Source organism: Paenibacillus sp. ALE2, from assembly GCF_054113385.1.
On record NZ_CM134213.1, the window covers coordinates 5,106,783 to 5,127,525 of the forward strand.

Below are 20,743 nucleotides of genomic sequence, written 5' to 3' on the forward strand. Positions count from 1 at the left end.
GGACAAGCGGTGAACAACCAGGCTTCTTTTCTCATTACATGTCTGAAAATTAACGACGCAGTCCGAGACGCTCGATCAACGCACTGTAACGTTTAACATCAGTCTTCTTCAGGTAAGCCAAAAGTTTACGACGCTGACCGACCATTTTCAACAACCCGCGGCGGGAGTGATGGTCTTTCTTGTGCGAACGAAAGTGACTTTGCAAGTTGACGATGTTTTCAGTAAGGATAGCGATTTGTACCTCAGGTGATCCTGTATCGGATTCATGAGTTTTGTACTCCTCGATCAATTGCTGTTTACGCTCTTGAGTCAATGCCATCCTGTTCACCTCCTTCATTATAATCGCCATTAGCCTCGTAACCGCCGGTGAATGCGGACAACCAAGCTAAGGTTCATCGTTGTTTACACAACATAAGTCAGTATAACACAGCGCCTGTCTTATGTAAATAAATTAGCCCAACAGCTTTTTAGCCGTTTGTGCGTCATTGCCAATTTGGCTGATCAACTCATCCACTGAAGAGAATTTGCGTTCAGGACGGATGTAATGGTGAAGCTCAACAAGCACAGGCTCCCCATAAATTTGTTGATTAAAATCAAAAAGATGTACCTCAAACGACGGATTCAGCACACCTTCATGAAACGTAGGCTTAACTCCTACATTCATTACACCATTTATCCAATGATCACCCACGAGCGCCCGTACAGCGTACACACCCTTAACTGGAATGACATATGAATCATTCAGCTTGAGATTAGCTGTCGGAAAACCAATTGTGCGTCCGCGCTTCTCTCCATCCATCACAGTACCCTGGATACGATAAGGGCGTCCCAACCAGCGCGACGCATGTGCTAAATCCCCCGTCTGTAAAGCACGGCGAATGCCGGAGCTGCTTACCTTATCCCCATCCAGTTCGAACGGTGGTACAGTGTAAACAGACATCAGCTCCCCTCCCAGCTTCCGAAGTGTATCCTCATGCCCGGCTCCCCGGTGGCCAAACCTAAAATCAAAACCTACTACCGCCGTTCGAATTTGTAATGGAAGCAGCACGTCTGTTATAAAAGCCTCCGGGCTAACCTTGGAAAACTCTTCGTTAAAACTTAAAATATAAAGTACATCCACACCCATATCGGACAGAATAGTCTGCTTATCCGCAAGCGGTGTTAAATAACCTTCATAATCGCCTTTTTTCATGACTTCCTTCGGATGAGGGTGAAATGTCATGACAGATACTGGCACATTCTGTTCATGAGCGAGCGCGACAGCCTTACGTATTACGCTTGCATGTCCCAGATGAAGGCCGTCGAACTGGCCGATCGCCGTGACTTGTGGACGTCCCCATTGCTGCAATAACTCATCACTCAAAGGATAAGATAACGATACGGTAATCATATTCATTCACCTGCATTTCACATCATTTGACTAACTTCGTCAAAAATTATAGCACAATTCAAGGTGAAAAACGTCTATCAGCATAATTTCACGGAAGCCAAGCCGTGCCTTGGGGAAGATTTCTGGCGTTTATAGTATGGTTCAGCACCGCTGTAATTTTATAAATTCTATAAACTTAAAAAAACTTTAATTGGGGCGATTGCACCTGATTCATCCCGTCCATATATGCCTAAAAACGTTTTATCCTCTTTATATAATCGGAAAGGTTGGTTGTCTGTCACTGGTGGTGTAATCATACTCAGCGACAGGCGTTGGCCTTGCAGAGCTGCAGCTGCCTTAGCTTCAGCCACTGTATGCTCAGACATATAGTCAATCGCTTTATCGGTGGCGATAAGCCGCTCACCCAGGCTACCATCGGCTACATAGCGCTCAATTTCTTCAAATGTTAAACAATGTTCCGCAGAAATTCCCGCAGACATCGTTCGCTCCAGCTTAACCATTGTTGAAGGATATCCCAATTCACGGCCAATATCAACACATAGTGTACGGATATAAGTACCTTTGGAGCACAAAGCACGAAAAGAAATATCCACATGCGGCCCCATCTTCGCAAATCCTGTCATTTCCAGCTCATAAATGCTCACTTCACGGCTTTTACGCTCCACAGTTTTGCCTTCTCGAGCCAGCTCGTATAGACGTTTTCCATCTATTTTGAGAGCAGAGTACATGGGTGGGACTTGGGAGATCGTACCAACGAAACGTTCCAGAACCGCTTTGGCTTCCATTTCGGTAACCTCAACCGGACGTTCGCTCTCTTCTGTAATTGTCCCAGTCAGGTCTTCAGTATCAGTGGCAATGCCTAAGCGCAGTGTAGCCCGGTATTCCTTGGGCCGCTCTTGCATGTACTCCACCACTCGGGTGGCGCGTCCCAGACACAAGGGCAGAACACCAGTTACCTGCGGATCTAGCGTCCCAGTATGTCCGATTCGCTTCATCCCCAATAAACGGCGAGCCTTGGCCACGACATCGTGAGAGGTAAATCCAGCAGGTTTATAGACAGGTAGCACACCTTCCCAAGTTGCCTGTCCCTTCTTTATTGGGTTCATAGCTCAGACTTCACCCGCCCTACAACGGTCTCAATGATATCTTCCAGCTTACCCTCTAGCCGACAGCCAGCCGCACGTACATGACCACCGCCCCCGAACGATTGAGCGAGCGCAGCTACATCAACATTCCCTGCCGATCTCAAACTTGCCTTGGTCGCTTGATCATTAATAACTTTAAAGAAAATGCCTACTTCAACCCCACGAATATTTCTTGGATAATTCACGATACCTTCCAAGTCCTCATTTACAGCACCGCATTCCGTCATATCATCAGGTGTTACAACGACCCAAGCAACTTTACCATCCTCTGACATCGTGAGCGTTTGCAATGCTTTGGTCAGCACTTTCATTTGGGGAAATGTCATTTCCTCGAGCAATTTCTCGGACAAAAATGGGCCATCAACACCATAAGCAAGTAGTTGCGATACCGTAGACATCACTTTCGGTGAAGTGTTGGAGTAGCGGAAGCCTCCCGTATCCGTTAACAACCCTGTATATACAGCTGTTGCTACTTCTACATCCCAAGTTACTGCAAACTTTTCCAATAAATCAAAAAGAATTTCCGCTGTTGCCGCAGCATCTGACTTAATCACATTAATTGCACCATAAGCGTCGTTCGTTGGATGATGATCAATATTCAGAATAATGGCATCTTCCGTAAAAAACTGCTCTGTCAAACCAACACGACGGTAATCCGCACAATCTACACAAATGATTCGGTTGTATTTCCGTTCTGGCGGTTGTTGACTCATATCCATAATCTCATCGGCATGCCATAAAAAATCCATGCGTTTAGGAATAGGTCCCTCATTCAGCATGGTAAATTTCTTCCCCAGACATGAGAGAAGCCAGCCCACCGTTACGGTGGAGCTGACTGCGTCTCCGTCCGGCTGTACATGCGATACGATCAGGTAATCATCATGCTCCAGAATAAATTCCTTCGCTTGTTGAAGCGCCTGTTCATAGGTATGCATTGCCGTCTCCTTTACATTCAGTTCATGGTTCTTCAGACTAACAAAAATCCCTATTTCTCATCCTTGTCGATATCACTCAACAGCTTTTCAATTCGGCTGCCATAAGCAATAGATTCGTCAATTTTGAAAATCAGCTCAGGAATATGGCGAAGCCGTATCCGTTTGCCAAGTTCAGAACGAAGATAACCGTTCGCTTTGTCCAGCGCCTTCAGAGAAGAAGTTTTTTGTTCTTCATCTCCAAGTACGCTCAAGTATACTTTCGCTTGGGACAAATCGTTTGTGACATCGACACCAGTCACCGTAATAAAACCGATACGTGGGTCTTTTAATTCGGTCTGTATGAGTAGGCTTAGTTCTTTCTTAATCTGTTCGCCAACTCGACCTGTACGTATTTTAGCCATGGGTGCTCACCTCTCTGCCGTTAGCGCTCCACTGTTTCCATGACGAACGCTTCAATAATGTCGGATTCCTTAACATCATTATAACCATCAAGGGTGATACCACATTCGTAACCTTGGGCAACTTCTTTTGCGTCGTCCTTAAAGCGTTTCAGTGAGTCGATTTTACCTTCAAAAATAACGATACCGTCACGGATCAGACGTGCTTCTGCTGAACGAGTAATTTTACCAGACGTTACCATACAACCAGCAATCGTACCGACTTTAGTAACTTTAAACACGTTACGAACTTCAGCGTGACCAATCACATTTTCTTTATATTCAGGGTCCAGCATGCCTTTCATAGCCTGCTCGATTTCTTCAATGACATTGTAAATGACGCGATGTAGACGAATGTCCACTTTTTCAGCTTCTGCTGTAGACTTCGCCTGATTATCAGGACGAACGTTAAAGCCAATAACAATGGCATTGGATGCCGCAGCCAAAATAATATCGGATTCGGTGATTGCACCTGCACCACTGTGAAGGATTTTGACGCGTACACCTTCAACTTCAATCTTGTTCAAGGAGCCTTTCAGCGCTTCGACAGAACCTTGTACGTCACCCTTAATAATGACATTCAGATCCTTCATCTCGCCATCCTTGATGTGTTGGAACAGGTCATCCAGCGTTACGCGGGTATTACTGCCCAGATCGGATTGACGTTGTGTAATCGCACGTTTATCAGCGATAGCACGAGCTTTACGCTCATCCTCGAACACCATGAACGGATCGCCTGCAAGTGGAACTTCTGTCAAACCAGTAATTTCAACTGGTGTAGAAGGACCTGCTTCCTTAAGACGACGGCCTTTATCGTTGACCATGGCACGTACACGTCCGAAGCAGTTACCTGCTACGAATGCGTCGCCGACTTTCAGTGTCCCGTTTTGAACGAGAATACGGGCTACAGAACCGCGACCTTTATCCAGCTCAGCCTCAATAATAGTACCACGTGCCCGTTTATCAGGGTTCGCTTTGTACTCATTCACTTCAGCTACGAGCAGGATCATTTCGAGCAAGTCTTCCAGACCCATTCTTTGTTTAGCGGAAACGTTGACGAAAATTGTATCGCCGCCCCACTCTTCGGGCACCAATTCATATTCTGTAAGTTCCTGCTTTACTTTGTCCGGGTTGGCATCCGGTTTGTCGATCTTGTTTACAGCTACGATTATTGGTAGACCTGCTGCTTTTGCATGGCTAATGGCTTCAACCGTTTGTGGCATAACACCGTCATCAGCTGCAACCACAATAATCGTCATATCTGTTACTTGAGCACCACGTGCACGCATAGCGGTAAAGGCTTCGTGACCCGGTGTATCTAAGAAAGTGATTTTTTTGCTGTTAATTTCAACTTGGTATGCACCAATGTGCTGTGTAATACCACCAGCTTCGCCACCTGTTACATTCGTGGAGCGAATGGCATCCAGCAAAGTTGTTTTACCATGATCGACGTGACCCATAATGGTTACAACCGGTGGACGTGTTCTCAAATCCGCTGGATCATCATTTTCTTCCACAGTTTCAAAACGATCTTCTTCCACTGGGATTTTCACTTCTACCTCGACGCCAAAGTCACCAGCAAGCAAGAGAATGGTATCCATATCCAGTTCTTGGTTGATGGTCGCCATTGTTCCGAGCATAATCAGCTTCTTGATGACTTCTGACGCATCCTTATGAAGAAGCTTGGCTGTTTCACCTACAGTCATCTCACCACGCACAATAATTTTCTTAGGCGTGTTGTCGATTTTCTCGCGACGCTCCTGTTGTTGACCTTTACCACGGTTGTTGAATTTGCCGCCACGATTGTTTCCACCGCGGTTGTTGCCTCCACGGCCACCGTTACCACCCCGTCCTCCGCCTTGACGGTTATCGTCAAAACGTCCTTGACCGAAACGGTTACCGCTGTTGTTGGAGTTACCACCTGTACGGTTGCCACCACTGCGGTTGGAATTGTTGCTTCCTGCGGAAGAAGAAGTTCTTACTGCCGCACCACCCTGGCTGCTTCCCTGAGGACGCGAACCTGTGTTATTGCTACCGGTACGCTGTTGTCCTCCCTGCTGTTGACCATTACTGCGGTTCTGAGTGCCTTGCTGGCCGCTTGGTCTACTAGAACCTTGTTGACTGCGGTTTTGACCGCCCTGCTGACTGCTTTGCGCTTTTGGAGCGCTACTTCGGTTACTGTTTTGGTTGTTGTTTGTCCTATTCATACTTACCTGCTTTTCCTGTTGATTTTTGGTTTGCTCCGTTGAATGATTACTATTCTGGCTTGAACCGGTCTGATTCGAGCTTACTTGCGCCGTGCCTGCTTCGCCTTGCTTGACCGCAGCATTGGATTTAATATTCTTAAAAAAGTTTTCCACTTTACCTACGGCATCATGTTCCATGACGCTCATATGGTTGTTTACGGGAATATCCAGCCGTTTAAGAATGGTGATAATTTCTTTGCTGCTCATGTTCAACGATTTGGCGTATTCGTATACCCGCACTTTGTCTTTGCTTTCTTGTTTACTCAATATACTCCACCTCCGACATTATCCCCGCATGTTTCATGATCAATTTCGCGAATCCTTGATCCGTCACAGCCAGCACGACCCGTTCAGGTTTGCCGATGCTGCTTCCCAAGCTTTCCCGGTCAAATCCTATCAATAAGGGGATTTTGTACGTCCCGCATTTGTCGCGGAATTTCTTTTGAGTATTCATTGAAGCATCTTTCGCAAGAATGACCAGCTTGGCTTCTGAAGACCTGATCGCTTTATAAACGATCTCATCACCTGTTAGCAGCTTGCCAGCTCTCATGGCAAGCCCCAATCCAGACAGCGCCTTATTCATCCTGCACGCTGCCTTGTGCCGCCAGGAATTCTTCCTCGACGGCAGCAAAATCACGACTTAGCTGCTCATAAATATCAGGATGGACCGAGTGCTTCAATGCTCGATCCAGTGCCTTGCTCTTTTGAGCCAGCTTGAAGCAGGCGGCTTTGCCGCACAAGTAAGCGCCGCGTCCCGACTTTTTGCCAGTCAAGTCAATCAACACTTCGTCTTCAGGGGTTTTGACGACACGGATTAACTGTTTCTTTGGCATCATTTCATGACAGGCGACACATTTGCGCAAAGGTATCTTTCTCTGTTTCATGCATTAACCCCCCTACACTCCGCTTAATCTACAGAAACGGAATCCTGATGCATTTCATCGGTGGATGTTCTCGGTCTGCCGAGCTCTTCCTCCGCCTGTGTTTCACTCTTAATATCAATTTTCCAGCCAGTAAGCTTAGCAGCAAGGCGAGCATTTTGCCCTTTGATACCAATAGCTAGAGAAAGTTGATAATCAGGTACTATAACGCGAGCCATTTTCTCTTCTTCAAATACCTGTACTTCAAGCACCTTGGACGGACTCAAAGCATTAGCCACGTATTCATCAACATTATCAGAATAGCGTACAATGTCGATTTTTTCACCACGCAGCTCGTTTACAATGGTCTGCACCCGCGTTCCTCTTGGTCCCACACAAGAACCTACCGGATCAACCTCGGCGTTACGAGAATGAACTGCGATCTTAGAACGGAAGCCTGCTTCACGCGCTACGGAACGAATCTCTACAACACCGTCAAAAATTTCAGGTACTTCGAGTTCGAACAAACGCTTAAGCAGACCCGGATGTGATCGGGACAGCATAATTTGCGGTCCTTTGGTTGTGTTCTCCACCTTGGTAATATAAGCCTTAATCCGATCCAAATGGTTGAATTTCTCATTAGGCATCAGCTCGCTCAACGGAAGAACTGCTTCCACCTTGCCAAGATCAATATAAATATTACGTGGGTCTTGGCGCTGTACAGTTCCTGTTACAATATCCTCTTCCTTGTCCACAAACTTGTTGTAGATCAATCCCCGTTCCGCTTCGCGAATGCGCTGAGTCACAACCTGCTTCGCTGTTTGTGCAGCAATCCGTCCAAAATCACGTGGTGTGACTTCAATTTCAGCGATATCCTCCAACTGAAAATGTGGGTTGATCTCACGGGCTGCTGGCAACGAAATCTCGGTGCGAGGGTCCAATACCTCCTCAACAATCAGCTTGCGGGCATATACCTTAATGACTCCCGAGTTGCGGTTCATATCAACACGCACGTTTTGTGCGGTATTGAAATTCCGTTTGTAGCTGGAAATCAGGGCTGCTTCAATGGCCTCAAACAGCACGTCCTTACTGATCCCCTTTTCTCTTTCCAACTCGTTCATTGCTTCAATAAAATCCATACTCATGGATTACTGCTCCCCCTTTCAAATGATGGCACCTGCGTACTGGTCGGCACACGAGGCAAAAAACATGTAGTACATGTCAAACAGCAACAATCAAATCTGAATTAAAATATGATCGCGAGCCTTGCACCAGCTACCTTGTCATAAGGTAAGGTATGCTTCTTTTGTCCGCTTTGGACGGTAAGTTCCCCATCTTCAAAAGAAAGCAAACGGCCTTCGAATTCCTTCAGACCGTTAATCGGCTCGTATGTAGTAACGAATACGTTTTTGCCTACCGCTTTAGTGACATCCTCCGCTTTTTTCAGCGGTCTTTCGGCGCCTGGTGAAGACACTTCCAGAAAATATGCTGTAGAAACAGGGTCATTTTCATCCAGCTTTTGACCCAAATATTCACTGATCATACTACAGTCGTCCAGATCAATTCCTCCGTCTTTATCTACAAAAACGCGAAGAAACCAATTGCTACCCTCTTTGACATACTCGACATCGACCAGTTCAAAACCATGCTCATCGAGGTAAGGTTGGGCCATTTCTTCTACTACTGATTTGATCTTTGGTGTGCTCAAAGATTATAACCTCCAAAAGTGAACTTTCCTGTGGTGAAAAAGAGATACCCTCTTACTGTGGGCAATGCTTCTCCATCACCGGCATTTTCATTTTCATTTGATGTAATGTTCATTTTGGGCTCACTGCAAATAAACCGGCGTACCGGTTGCCTGCCCAAAAATAACCTTTTTTCACGTTGTACCTGTATATCAAACAGTAAAGAGTGGGTTTCCCCACTCTTTTAGCAACGGTTTTATCTCCATGATTACCAAAAAAATTATAACATAACCGTAGTTATGTGACAAGTGCCAGAGCTTGACTACTGTGGTTCAGATTAAAACAGAGACAGCTGATTACTCTCTGGCAGACCTCGAAAGCAACCCATTTGGGACAGCATTTCGACAATGGTTTTACTAGCCTTCGATTTCTGTTGAAAATCCTCAACGGACAAAAATTCACCCTGTTCACGGGCCGCTGCGATGTTACGTGCTGCATTATCTCCAATACCCTGAAGAGCTCCGAACGGAGGAATGAGCGAGTCCCCGTCCACTTTGAAACGAGTAGCTTCGGAACGGTACAAATCAATAGATTTAAAACTAAACCCGCGAGCCGTCATTTCCAAAGCCATCTCCAGAATTGGAAGCATCCCTTTTTCTTTAGGTGGAGCCTGAAAACCAAGCTGCTCAATTTCGACAATCTTCCGTGCAATCGCATCATACCCTTGACAGCACAGATCAATATCAAAATCGGCTGCACGTACTGAGAAGTAAGTTGCATAATACTCGATCGGATGATACAGCTTGAAATACGCTGTACGCACTGCTGAAATAACATAGGCTGCAGCATGCGCCTTCGGAAACATGTACTGGATTTTAAGACAGGAATCAATGTACCACTGCGGCACCTTGCATTTTTTCATTTCTTCAATCCATTCGGCACTAAGCCCTTTACCTTTACGTACGCTCTCCGTAATTTTAAAGGCCAGACCTGCATCCATCCCCGCCTTGTAAATCAAAAACAGCATAATATCATCCCGACAACCAATTACGGTCTTGATGTTACATGTATTATTTTTAATCAACTCTTGTGCGTTCCCCAGCCATACACCCGTACCGTGAGACAAACCGGATATTTGCAGTAAATCGGCAAAAGAACTCGGCTGCGACTCTACCAGCATCTGGCGTACAAATTTGGTCCCCATCTCTGGTACACCATAGGTGGCGACAGGTGTGCGGATTTGCTGCGGTGTTACACCGAGTGCCTCCGTGGAGTTGAACATGCTCATCACCTTGGGATCATTCATTGGAATGGTCGTAGGGTCAACCCCGGTCAAATCCTGAAGCATTCTCATCATGGTCGGATCATCATGGCCCAGAATATCGAGCTTGAGTAAGTTCGCATCAAAAGCGTGATAATCAAAATGCGTCGTTTTCCATTCCGAGCTCGTATCATCAGCCGGATACTGTACTGGTGTAATGTCCTCGACCTCAATATAATCAGGAACAACAACGATCCCGCCCGGATGCTGTCCGGTACTACGTTTTACACCCGTACAACCAGAAGCCAGCCTGTTCAGCTCGGCTCCGCGCCATTTTTTATGATGTGCCTCTTCATATTTTTTGGCAAATCCAAACGCCGTTTTCTCAGCTACTGTACCAATAGTTCCTGCACGGAAAACGCTTTTTTCACCAAACAATACTTTCGTATAATTATGGGCAACAGGTTGATATTCACCAGAGAAGTTCAAGTCAATATCGGGAACTTTATCTCCTTTAAAACCGAGGAACGTTTCAAAAGGTATATCCTGCCCCTCACCCTTAAGCTTGCCACCGCAATTTGGACAGTTTTTATCTGGCAAGTCAAAACCGCTTGGAACACTTCCATCCAAAAACCATTCGCTGTGTTTACAGTCAGAATTACCGCAAATATAATGGGCGGGCAGCGGATTTACCTCAGAAATACCGAGAAAAGTAGCAACTACAGAAGAACCAACAGACCCCCGTGAACCTACTAAGTATCCATCCTGGTTAGATTTTTTAACCAGACGTTCAGAAATGAGATAGTTAGCGGAGAAACCGTATTTAATAATAGGTTCCAATTCTTTTTCAAGGCGAGCTACAACAACCTCAGGTAAGGATTCACCATAAATGGATCGAGCCGTCTCATAGCATGTATTGCGTATTTCCTCATCTGCTCCGTCCAGTAATGGCGTAAAAAGCTTGTCAGGGAACAGTTCCAGTTCTTCAAAACGCTCTGCCAGCTCGCTAGTATTTGTCACAACAACTTCATACGCTTTTTCCTCGCCCAAAAACTCGAACTCTGCCAGCATTTCATCCGTTGTACGTAAATGAGCATCTGGCTTTCGGATATCCTTTAGCGGGCTAAATCCAGTAATGCCGTGAATGGTAATATCACGGTACAGCTTATCGCGAGTTTCCAAATAGTGAACATTGCCTGTAGCAATCACGGGCTTATCAAGACGTTTTCCTATTTCGCATACTTTACGTATGGCCGTTTTTAGTGCATCAGGCCCGCTTACCAGTTGCTTTTCCACCAGATGCATATACATCGTCAAAGGTTGAATTTCCAACACATCATAAAACTGTGCAATCTCCTCGGCTTCTTCCTCGGACTTGTTCAACACGGCCTCGAAGAATTCTCCTTTTTCGCAGCCAGAAATAATAAGCAATCCGTCTCTCATCTCAGACAATTTCGATTTAGGAATACAAGGCACACGCTTGAAATATTCGGTATGAGACATAGAAACCAGCTTGTACAGATTTTTTTTACCAACCGGATTGAGAGCATAAATGCAGCAGTGGAAAGGACGAACAGTCGATAGGTCCTTTCCCACATAATCATTCAAGCGGTCGAGCATTTTAAAACCCTTAATTTGCTCTGCATCGTTTAGTAGTCCGTTTAACACTTCTGCCAACGCAACTGTATCATCAATAGCCCGGTGATGGCTTTCCAACGCGACTTTATATTTAGTAGTCAGTGTGTTCAGACGGTGATTTTTCAACGTAGGAAACAGCAAACGAGCCAGTTCCAGCGTATCCAGCACCGGATTGGTCATTTCGGGCAAACCCATCTTTCGAAGAGTGGCCTGGATAAAGCCGACATCAAACCGCGCATTATGGGCAACCAATACAGCATCACCAGCAAAAGCTACGAACTCCTTCATAACAGGTTCGACATCCGGCGCATCCTTGACCATTTCATCATTAATGTTGGTCAGTTGCTGAATGTTGTAGGGTATACGTTCATGCGGATTGACAAAGGTTGCATAACGATCAATTTCCTTACCCTCATGCATTTTAACAGCAGCAATCTCAATGATTTTATTTTGTGTAACTGACAAACCCGTGGTTTCAATATCAAAAACGACATAAGTCGCTGTTTTCAAATTTAAAGGCTGTGCCTGCATTACAACCTCGACAGCATCATTAACTACATTGGCCTCAATGCCGTAGATCATTTTAATGCCGTTCTTCTTTGCAGCCTTAGCAGCATCAGGGTAGCATTGCACACCGCCATGATCTGTGACCGCAATCGCTTTGTGCCCCCATTTGGCGGCTGTTTTGACATATTGATCAATCGAGGCGACAGCATCCATGGCGCTCATCTTTGTGTGTAGATGAAACTCAACCCGTTTTTCCGCTGCATTATCCTTACGTCCGGGTGGAGCCTGTACTTCAACTAGATCGGAAGGAATCATAACCAGCTCAGGAATTTGCATAAAACGGTCATATTCAACTCGTCCCCGCACTTTGACCCATTTACCGTTAGCCAACAGACTGAGAATTTTTAGATCTTCTTTAGTTTTAGCAAACATTTTCATTTGCAAGGAATCACTAAAGTCTGTCAAATAATACGTAAACAACGTACTGCCATTGCGCAATTCTTTACTGTCCAAACCGAAGATTGTTCCTTGTAGGGTGACTTTCTTCTCTTCGTCCTGAATCTCTTGCATCGGAATAGCCGGTTCTTTGATGTCATAACCAAATTGAAGCCGCACGTCTCCTTCTTCTTCTTCCAAAGGTGGCATTTCAGCTTCCATACTTTCCATCATCTGCTGAATGACTTCGCGTTCTTCCTGCATTTTCTTTTCCTGAAATTCCTGTAATGCCTCCTGGTTACTTTCACCCACCTGAACTTTAATACGCATAGAGAGCCCGAAATATTTATCGTAAAACTTAATAATAGCTTGATCTATCTGCTTTTTACGCGCTAGTTCCAATGACATACTATCGCTCATTGTTAGTAATAATAGACCGTCTTCCCACTCATGCACAGCCCGGTTCATCCAACCGTTAACAGATGGAATTTCACGGTGCACCCACTCTAAAAAAAGCTTCCAGTATTCACCGATAATATCACCAGGTTGAACCTGCTCACTGTACTGAAAGCGGAATGTGATTTTAGCGATATGACTCATTTTTTCCTGTACTTGAATACAGAACGTACGATACACCTGAGCGGGGACCAGTGTCTCCTTGGCAATAGTGATATTCCAATCCTTGTTGGTACGGCTAATCTCAACCTGATCGATCCAACCGTCCAAAAAATAAGGATCCACCACTCCCGCCGGCATTACAACCTGCTTCATTAGCAGCTCCAGCCGCTTTCTCTTTTCTTCAGCTCCGCCCATGGCTCTCCCCCCGATTTCCAATCTACCTTTCTGAAAACATGAAAAGCTTCTGCGTCTAAAACATCTCCGACCGCAAAAGCTTTTCGTAGCCTTCTTCAACCTCATCACAATAATATAGATGTCCGGAATATTAATCCGTAACAGCTATTCCTGTTGGCGAAGAGAATGAAGTGAGTATAGGGTATTGCTCTTCTTAATTAATACGCCCGTGCGAACACTACTGTATGCTTGGCTGGTTTGCCACAGCACAAACATGTTGTCTTTTGCTCGGTTGTTTTAAACGGTATGTTACGGCTTGTAGCGCCTGTCACTTCTTTAACTTTGTCTTCACATTCTTCAGATCCGCACCAACCAGCCAAAGTAAAGCCACGTTTCTCTTCCATGAGAGTCTTCATCTCATCCAATGTATCGACGGAATAGAAGTTTTCTTCCATGAAGTTCTTTGCACGGTCAAACATCTCTTGTTGTACCTGTGCGAGCATCGCGTGTACTTCTTCAAGCAGATTGTCCTGTTGGACAATCTTTTTCTCGCCGCTGATACGGGATACGAGCACACAGACACCGTTTTCCATATCACGAGGGCCGATTTCCAGACGAACCGGTACACCACGCATTTCATATTCATTAAACTTCCAGCCTGGACTTACATCACTGCGGTCGTCCATTTTAACACGGACACCCGCTTGTTTCAACTCGGCAAACAATTCATCTGCACGAGCGATAACTGCATCACGTTTCTTAGGTGGTCCAATAGGAACCATAATAACCTGCGTAGGTGCCACCTTAGGAGGCAGTGCAAGACCACGGTCATCTCCATGGACCATAATCAATGCACCGATCAAACGTGTACTTGTTCCCCATGAAGTCGTATGCGCGAATTCCAGGTTGTTTTCACGGCTCAAATATTTAATGTCAAACGCAACGGCAAAGTTAGTTCCCATGTAGTGGGACGTTCCAGCTTGTACCGCTCGTCCATCTTTCATCATCGCTTCCAGTGAAAATGTATCCTTCGCACCTGCAAACTTTTCAGAAGGTGTTTTCTGTCCAGTAATAACCGGAATAGCTAGAACTTCCTCAATGACCTCACGATAAACTTCCAGCATTTTCATCGTTTCTTCACGTGCTTCTTCTTCTGTTTCATGTGCTGTGTGACCTTCTTGCCACAAAAATTCACTTGTTCGCAAGAAAGGCAGCGTACGTTTTTCCCAACGCACCACGTTAGCCCATTGGTTAATTAGCACAGGCAGATCACGATAGGATTGAATCCATTTCGAGTACATATGACCGATCATCGTTTCTGAAGTTGGACGGATTGCAAGACGCTCTTCCAGCTTTTCTCCACCAGCCTCAGTCACCCATGGCAGTTCAGGATTAAATCCCTCCACATGCTCTTTTTCTTTTTGGAAAAAGCTTTCTGGGATAAACATTGGAAAATAAGCATTGCGATGTCCCGTTTCTCTGAAACGCACATCCATAGCTTCCTTAATGTGCTCCCAAATCTCAAAACCATCGGGACGGAATACAATACACCCGCGAACTGGCGAGTAATCCATCAGCTCTGCTTTTTTAATAACATCAATATACCATCGGGAAAAATCTTCGCTCTGCGGCGTGATTTCCTCGACAAACTGTTTATCGTTCGACATAGAAATGCATGTCCTCCCATACAGACCATTTTTATAATGACCGTCTCTAATTAACCATTAATTAAGCGTAAAATATCGTTATACGTGACCGCAATCATTAGCAGGAATAGCATAGCAAAACCAACGAAATGGACCATTCCTTCCCTGCTCGGATCAACAGGACGTCCTCTTACCGCCTCAACACCAAGGAAAACAAGTCTACTTCCATCCAACGCCGGAATAGGCAGTAGATTGAATATCCCCAAATAAAGACTCATGATCGCAGTCCAATATGTCAACTGCTCAATGCCTTGCTTAGCGATTTGTCCCGTCACTTCAAAAGTACGTACAGGGCCTCCCAGGTCATTGATAGAAAAACGTTGGATAAGCTGGCTAAATCCTTGAAAAATAATATCTGTCGTTCTGACCATGGATTGTCCGGCAAATTTGAATGTTTCCCCTACACCAGCTTGGCGTTTTGGAAGTTCAGGCACAATGCCCACCTTGCCACCCTTTTGTCCTTCCATTGCACGAGGTGTAATCGTAAGATCAAAGGTTTTATCATCACGGCGAACTGTCCACTTCATCGGCTTGTCTTGGGAATCCGCAATCAGTTTGATCATGTTTTCAACATTCGCACCAATTGCAACTCCGTTCACCGATTCGATGATATCTCCCTTATGCAAATCAGCTTCAGCAGCTGGCATACCTGCTGTAATTTCACTAATTTGGACATACGTCGGGTTGTCCACTTGTATGCCGACCATCTGGATGTGCAAACCAAACAGAATAAAGGCAAGAATAAAATTCATCAGGGGTCCAGCAAATATAGCCATCGCACGCTGTCCTACTGTTTTACTCCCATACTGTCGATCCTTCGGTGCAATTTGAATGGATTGTCCTTTGGTTACCATCATCGCTTGTGGGTGTACAGTGTATTGCTGATCTTCGCCATCCACATCCAATTTTACAGTTAACGCTTGTTCCAGATCAATCTCCAACACTTCACCGCGCACTACATTCTTGCGGTTATCCAGTTGGTCCAAATAGATGGTCTTAACGACGCCATCTGTCACGCGCACAGCAATCGTTTGTCCGGTTTCAATTTCATTGACCTCCGGATCTTCTCCCGCCATACGTGCAAAACCACCGAACGGCAGCAACCGTAGCGTAAATCGTGTCTCGTTTCTTTTATAAGAGAACAGTTTCGGACCGAAACCGATCGCAAACTCCCGTACCAGAATCCCGGCGCGTTTGGCAAAATAATAATGCCCCCATTCATGCACCGTCACTATGACGAAAAACATGAGCACCGTCATCAACACTATTTGAATCGTTTCCAATCGTTTCCGTTCCCCTTTCAATGAGATCGAGTTTGTCTTCCTAGATTATCATTATTCTCCGAACCCGCACAAGAGAATCACAATTCGTTTCTTGACCCCAACATTAACCTACAACTTCGAAGCTTTACTACGAGTCTCGCGGTCACAAGTTTCAATCGCAGACAAATCAGGATCAGCCATATTGACATGCTGTTCTAGCACCTGTTCAATAATCGCTTCAATATGCAGAAAAGAAATTTCTCCACGTAAGAAACGAGCAACAGCAATCTCATTAGCAGCATTAAAAGCGGTCGGTGCTGTACCCCCCATTTTACCACATTCGAAGGCAAGCCTTAAACAAGGAAAACGATTAAAATCCATTTCCTTAAAGTGGAGTTTGCCCACTTCAGCCAATGACAGAGGCTTTGCCGGAGACTTCATCCGCTCAGGATAAGTTAATGCATATTGAATGGGTACTCTCATGTCAGGGTTCCCAAGTTGAGCCACAATGCTTGTATCTTGAAACTCGACGTAGGAGTGAATAATGCTTTCCGGATGAAGCAGCACATGGATCTGCTCATAGCTAAGCCCAAACAACCAATGTGCCTCGATGACTTCCAGCCCTTTGTTTACCATCGTTGCTGAATCAATTGTAATTTTGGCCCCCATTGACCAATTAGGATGCTTAAGTGCATCTTTCACGGTAACTTCACGCAGCTGTTCTCTTGTCAAATCTCGAAAAGAACCGCCTGATGCTGTGAGGGTAATATGTGCCACATCTTTCATACGCTCACCATTCAAGCATTGGAAAATAGCTGAATGCTCACTGTCAATCGGCAGCAACGGCACTCCTTTCGCCCGAGCTCGCGCTGTGACCAGATGACCAGCCGTAACTAGTGTTTCCTTATTGGCTAAACCGATCTGTTTTCCAGCCTCAATCGCGGCCAGCGTGGAGTGCAATCCGACACTGCCCATTACAGCCGTCACAACCATATCCGCCTCTGTGTTCGCGGCCAGCTCAACGAGTCCTTCATTTCCCCAGTGTAGTTCGATTCCAGAAGGCAGTAAAGGACGAATTTCATCCGCTAACTGCTGAGTACCGACAGACACTTTTTTGGGATGATAGAGACGCGCTTGCTCAGCAAGCAACTTTATATTGGAGCCACCTGCTAAAGCCTCAACAGTGAACTGATCTGGGTGCATGGACACCACATCCAGCGTTTGAGTTCCAATAGATCCGGTTGAACCAAGTACCGTAATTCTTTTCATGATGCACCTTCCTATCCTGAAAATCACTTTTATCAGGAGCTCATTGTTTGTTATCCAGGCAACTATGCAGCTGATTCTATCCTTCTAATAGCGCAAGGCTAACAGTATAAAGGTTGATCCTCAGCATAAGTTGTAATCACCAGGCTCATGGAAGCAGCATCAGCATATGTACAAATGGAAAAACGACAATCCAGCTGTCGCAGCGGTCTAGTATACCACCGTGTCCTGGCAGCAGATTACCAGAATCTTTGATGCCGTACACTCGTTTGTATGCAGATTGTACCAAATCACCCAGTTGTCCCACAACAGCACATGACAAACCGATGCCGAAGGCTTTGCCCCAGGGTAACAGTCCACCTGACAAACCAGCGAATACCAGAGCTATAACCAGCGCTAAAACAACTCCGCCAATGGACCCTTCGACCGTTTTATTTGGACTAATCGCAGGCCATAGCTTCGTCTTCCCTGCCATTTTGCCTACAAAATATGCCCCTGCATCACTTGCCCAAATACAAGACAACAACAAAAAAGTCCATAACAGTCCATGTTCCATATGACGTGATTCCGCAATATACGAAAATCCAAATCCTATATATACAGTACCAAGAAATAGTATAGCTACCGTTTGAATCGGGATTTTATTTTTCGTTCCTACCGTGATCATCATAAACACTATCATTACCAACCAGAGCAAACTAGCAAAGGGTAGCGGTGAATGCAAACCCAAAGGTTGATATGGGAATACAAATGCTAATATGCTTACGTAGCCAAGTATTGCTGTACCTCCAAAAGGAGATACCTGCGTCATTCGAGCGAACTCATAAAATCCGATTAGGGCCATCACCAATATAAGCAAATGGTAGGCCAAGCCGCCCCACAGGACCATTGCGAAAAAGAATATGCCTGCCAGAATACCGGTAATTAATCTCTGTCTCAACGGCTTTCATCCTCCATTTACTTCAGTCCGCCATACCGTCGTGATCTTTTCTGATATTCGATCACTGCTTCGTATAAGTGCTCTTTCTTAAACTCGGGCCAATAAATATCAGTAAACCACAGTTCACTATAAGCAAGCTGCCAAAGCATAAAATTACTGAGTCTAAGCTCCCCGCTTGTTCGAATCAATAAATCAGGATCTGGCATACCCGTAGAAAGCAACGTGTTGCCAATTAGCTCAGATGTTATATCTTCCGGCTTCAGCTTTCCATCCTCAATTTGACGGCCCAATGTTTGCATGCATTCTGTGATCTCCAACCGACTGCCATAATTTAATGCAAAATTAAGTACAAGTCCGGTATTATTTTCGGTACGTCGAGTCGCTTCAGTCAGCGCTTCAACGGTATGAGAAGGTAAATGCTCCTTGTTTCCCATCATACGCACTTGCACATTTTTTTCAACTAGCTCATCCAGCTCAATTGCCAAAAATTCTTGAGGCAGTTTCATTAGAAAATCAACTTCGTCCTTTGGACGTGTCCAATTCTCAGTTGAAAAAGCAAATAAAGTTAAATACTTAATACCCAGTTCATCCGCTGCAATTGCTGTGCGTTTCACTGCCTTCATTCCATTTTGATGCCCTACAATCCGCGGCATTCCAATCCGTTTGGCCCATCTGCCGTTCCCATCCATGATGACAGCAACATGCTGCGGAATATTGTCTTTTGAAATGGCCGGTGTTTGCTGTTTTTGTTCCCCGTTCCACCAAGACCGAACCCGTTTGATCATTCCAGTTCCTCCAGCATTCTCTGAAAATGTGCCTCAGGCTTGAAAAGAGACAAACCCCACCGTAAGGGAGGGGCTGCCAATCTTTTTAAACTTCCATAATTTCTTTTTCTTTTGCAGCTAAAACTTTATCTACTTCAGCGATAAACTTGTCAGTCGTCTTCTGGATATCTTCCTGATGCTTACGAGATTCGTCCTCGGAAATATCACTTTTCTCCATTTTTTTGATATCATCATTTGCATCACGACGAATGTTACGAATAGCGATTTTTGCTTCTTCACCGCTCTTTTTCGTCAGCTTCACCAAATCAGTTCTGCGCTCCTCCGTTAAAGCAGGAATACTCAGACGAATGGTGTTACCATCATTCGAAGGCGTCAAACCTAAATCGGATTTTTGGATAGCACGCTCGATATCAGCCAAAGAAGATTTGTCCCAAGGCTGAATCATCAAGGTCCGACTGTCAGGTGTATTGATATTCGCCAGCTGATTGACTGGAGTCATTGCGCCGTAATATTCAACCTGCACACGGTCCAGTAATGCTGGTGTTGCCCGTCCTGCACGCAAAGATGCAAGATCACGTTGCAATGCCTGGATTGCTTTTTGCATGCGCTCTTCAGCGCTCTTTTTCACAGATTGTGGCATTAATTTACACTCCCTTTGACGATCGTACCAATTTTTTCACCCAGTACGACACGTTTAATGTTACCTTGCTCTGTAATAGCAAAGACAATCAACGGAATATTGTTATCCATGCACAGCGAGGAAGCTGTAGAATCCATGACACCGAGATTTTTGTTAAGCACATCTAAATACGTAAGCTGCTCATATTTTTCAGCTGTGCTATCTTTAAACGGATCGGCGGAGTACACACCATCTACTTTATTTTTAGCCATCAGAATCACTTCTGCTTCAATCTCAGCGGCACGTAGAGCAGCTGTAGTATCAGTCGAGAAGAACGGATTACCCGTACCTGCAGCAAAAATTACGACCCGACCTTTTTCCAAGTGACGGATAGCTCTACGGCGGATGTAAGGTTCTGCAATCTGTTGCATCGCGATGGATGTTTGTACACGCGTAGGCACTTCAATTTGTTCCAAAGCATCCTGTAAAGCCAGTGAGTTCATCACGGTTGCGAGCATACCCATGTAATCTGCCGTTGCCCGGTCAATGCCATTGGCACTTCCAGCAATACCGCGCCAAATATTACCGCCTCCGCACACAATAGCAACTTCTACTCCTAGTTCCACCACGTCCTTGACTTGCTCAGCAATCGACGCAATTGTATCCGCATCAATACCATAACCGTTAGGACCTGACAGCGACTCCCCACTAACTTTCAGAACAACACGTTTAAACACAGGTTTTTCCAAATGATCACCCTCCAATTTCATATATTCTTTATGTAACAGGATAGGTGTCCTGTTGCAAGAAAAGGAACACCGATGTGTTCCATTT

18 protein-coding genes are annotated in these 20,743 nt (G+C 45.2%); all 18 read right to left on the reverse strand.

Annotated elements, in window-relative coordinates:
• Positions 1-49: 49 nt before the first annotated feature.
• Positions 50-319, reverse strand: a complete 270-nt coding sequence (gene rpsO, locus ACXHJ1_RS21825) for a 30S ribosomal protein S15 (RefSeq protein WP_007430074.1) — start codon at positions 317-319, stop codon at positions 50-52.
• A 132-nt stretch (positions 320-451) separates the two neighbouring features.
• On the reverse strand, positions 452-1,390 hold the full coding sequence (locus ACXHJ1_RS21830; protein ID WP_025364657.1) for a bifunctional riboflavin kinase/FAD synthetase: 939 nt from the start codon (positions 1,388-1,390) through the stop codon (positions 452-454).
• A gap of 167 nt (positions 1,391-1,557) precedes the next feature.
• On the reverse strand, positions 1,558-2,496 hold the full coding sequence (gene truB, locus ACXHJ1_RS21835) for a tRNA pseudouridine(55) synthase TruB (RefSeq protein WP_045243850.1): 939 nt from the start codon (positions 2,494-2,496) through the stop codon (positions 1,558-1,560).
• Positions 2,493-3,470: a DHH family phosphoesterase gene (locus ACXHJ1_RS21840; protein ID WP_016820982.1), complete on the reverse strand. Its 978-nt coding sequence runs from the start codon at positions 3,468-3,470 to the stop codon at positions 2,493-2,495. Before ACXHJ1_RS21840 ends, truB begins: the two co-directional genes overlap by 4 nt.
• A 50-nt stretch (positions 3,471-3,520) precedes the next feature.
• Complete coding sequence (rbfA, locus tag ACXHJ1_RS21845; RefSeq protein ID WP_013370723.1) at positions 3,521-3,871, reverse strand: 30S ribosome-binding factor RbfA; 351 nt, start codon at positions 3,869-3,871, stop codon at positions 3,521-3,523.
• A 20-nt stretch (positions 3,872-3,891) separates the two neighbouring features.
• Positions 3,892-6,420: a translation initiation factor IF-2 gene (gene infB / locus ACXHJ1_RS21850; RefSeq protein ID WP_016820981.1), complete on the reverse strand. Its 2,529-nt coding sequence runs from the start codon at positions 6,418-6,420 to the stop codon at positions 3,892-3,894.
• Entirely contained in the window at positions 6,413-6,736 is a 324-nt protein-coding gene (locus ACXHJ1_RS21855; RefSeq protein WP_007430068.1) for a L7Ae/L30e/S12e/Gadd45 family ribosomal protein, read from the reverse strand. Before ACXHJ1_RS21855 ends, infB begins: the two co-directional genes overlap by 8 nt.
• Positions 6,729-7,037 carry an RNase P modulator RnpM gene (gene rnpM, locus ACXHJ1_RS21860; protein WP_007430067.1) on the reverse strand — a complete coding sequence of 103 codons (309 nt, stop codon included), beginning with the start codon at positions 7,035-7,037 and terminating at the stop codon, positions 6,729-6,731. Before rnpM ends, ACXHJ1_RS21855 begins: the two co-directional genes overlap by 8 nt.
• A 23-nt stretch (positions 7,038-7,060) precedes the next feature.
• Positions 7,061-8,158, reverse strand: coding sequence for a transcription termination factor NusA (gene nusA, locus ACXHJ1_RS21865; RefSeq protein WP_016820980.1), 1,098 nt, complete (start codon positions 8,156-8,158; stop codon positions 7,061-7,063).
• 101 nt (positions 8,159-8,259) lie between these two features.
• The gene (gene rimP, locus ACXHJ1_RS21870; RefSeq protein ID WP_107734228.1) at positions 8,260-8,721 is read right to left on the reverse strand and encodes a ribosome maturation factor RimP; all 462 of its coding nucleotides are present in this window, start codon (positions 8,719-8,721) and stop codon (positions 8,260-8,262) included.
• A 314-nt stretch (positions 8,722-9,035) separates the two neighbouring features.
• On the reverse strand, positions 9,036-13,352 hold the full coding sequence (locus ACXHJ1_RS21875; protein ID WP_025364654.1) for a PolC-type DNA polymerase III: 4,317 nt from the start codon (positions 13,350-13,352) through the stop codon (positions 9,036-9,038).
• A 197-nt stretch (positions 13,353-13,549) separates the two neighbouring features.
• Positions 13,550-14,998 (reverse strand): proline--tRNA ligase, encoded by a 1,449-nt coding sequence (gene proS / locus ACXHJ1_RS21880; RefSeq protein ID WP_016820978.1) that lies wholly within the window; start codon positions 14,996-14,998, stop codon positions 13,550-13,552.
• A 50-nt stretch (positions 14,999-15,048) separates the two neighbouring features.
• Positions 15,049-16,320: an RIP metalloprotease RseP gene (gene rseP, locus ACXHJ1_RS21885; protein WP_017427940.1), complete on the reverse strand. Its 1,272-nt coding sequence runs from the start codon at positions 16,318-16,320 to the stop codon at positions 15,049-15,051.
• A gap of 108 nt (positions 16,321-16,428) precedes the next feature.
• Positions 16,429-17,568, reverse strand: a complete 1,140-nt coding sequence (locus ACXHJ1_RS21890; RefSeq protein WP_107734230.1) for a 1-deoxy-D-xylulose-5-phosphate reductoisomerase — start codon at positions 17,566-17,568, stop codon at positions 16,429-16,431.
• A 145-nt stretch (positions 17,569-17,713) separates the two neighbouring features.
• Positions 17,714-18,505 (reverse strand): phosphatidate cytidylyltransferase, encoded by a 792-nt coding sequence (locus ACXHJ1_RS21895; RefSeq protein WP_107734231.1) that lies wholly within the window; start codon positions 18,503-18,505, stop codon positions 17,714-17,716.
• Positions 18,506-18,522: 17 nt separating this feature from the next.
• Entirely contained in the window at positions 18,523-19,290 is a 768-nt protein-coding gene (locus ACXHJ1_RS21900; protein ID WP_107734232.1) for an isoprenyl transferase, read from the reverse strand.
• Positions 19,291-19,375: 85 nt separating this feature from the next.
• Positions 19,376-19,930 carry a ribosome recycling factor gene (frr, locus tag ACXHJ1_RS21905; protein WP_014599669.1) on the reverse strand — a complete coding sequence of 185 codons (555 nt, stop codon included), beginning with the start codon at positions 19,928-19,930 and terminating at the stop codon, positions 19,376-19,378.
• Complete coding sequence (gene pyrH, locus ACXHJ1_RS21910) at positions 19,930-20,658, reverse strand: UMP kinase (RefSeq protein ID WP_013309918.1); 729 nt, start codon at positions 20,656-20,658, stop codon at positions 19,930-19,932. Before pyrH ends, frr begins: the two co-directional genes overlap by 1 nt.
• Positions 20,659-20,743: the final 85 nt, after the last annotated feature.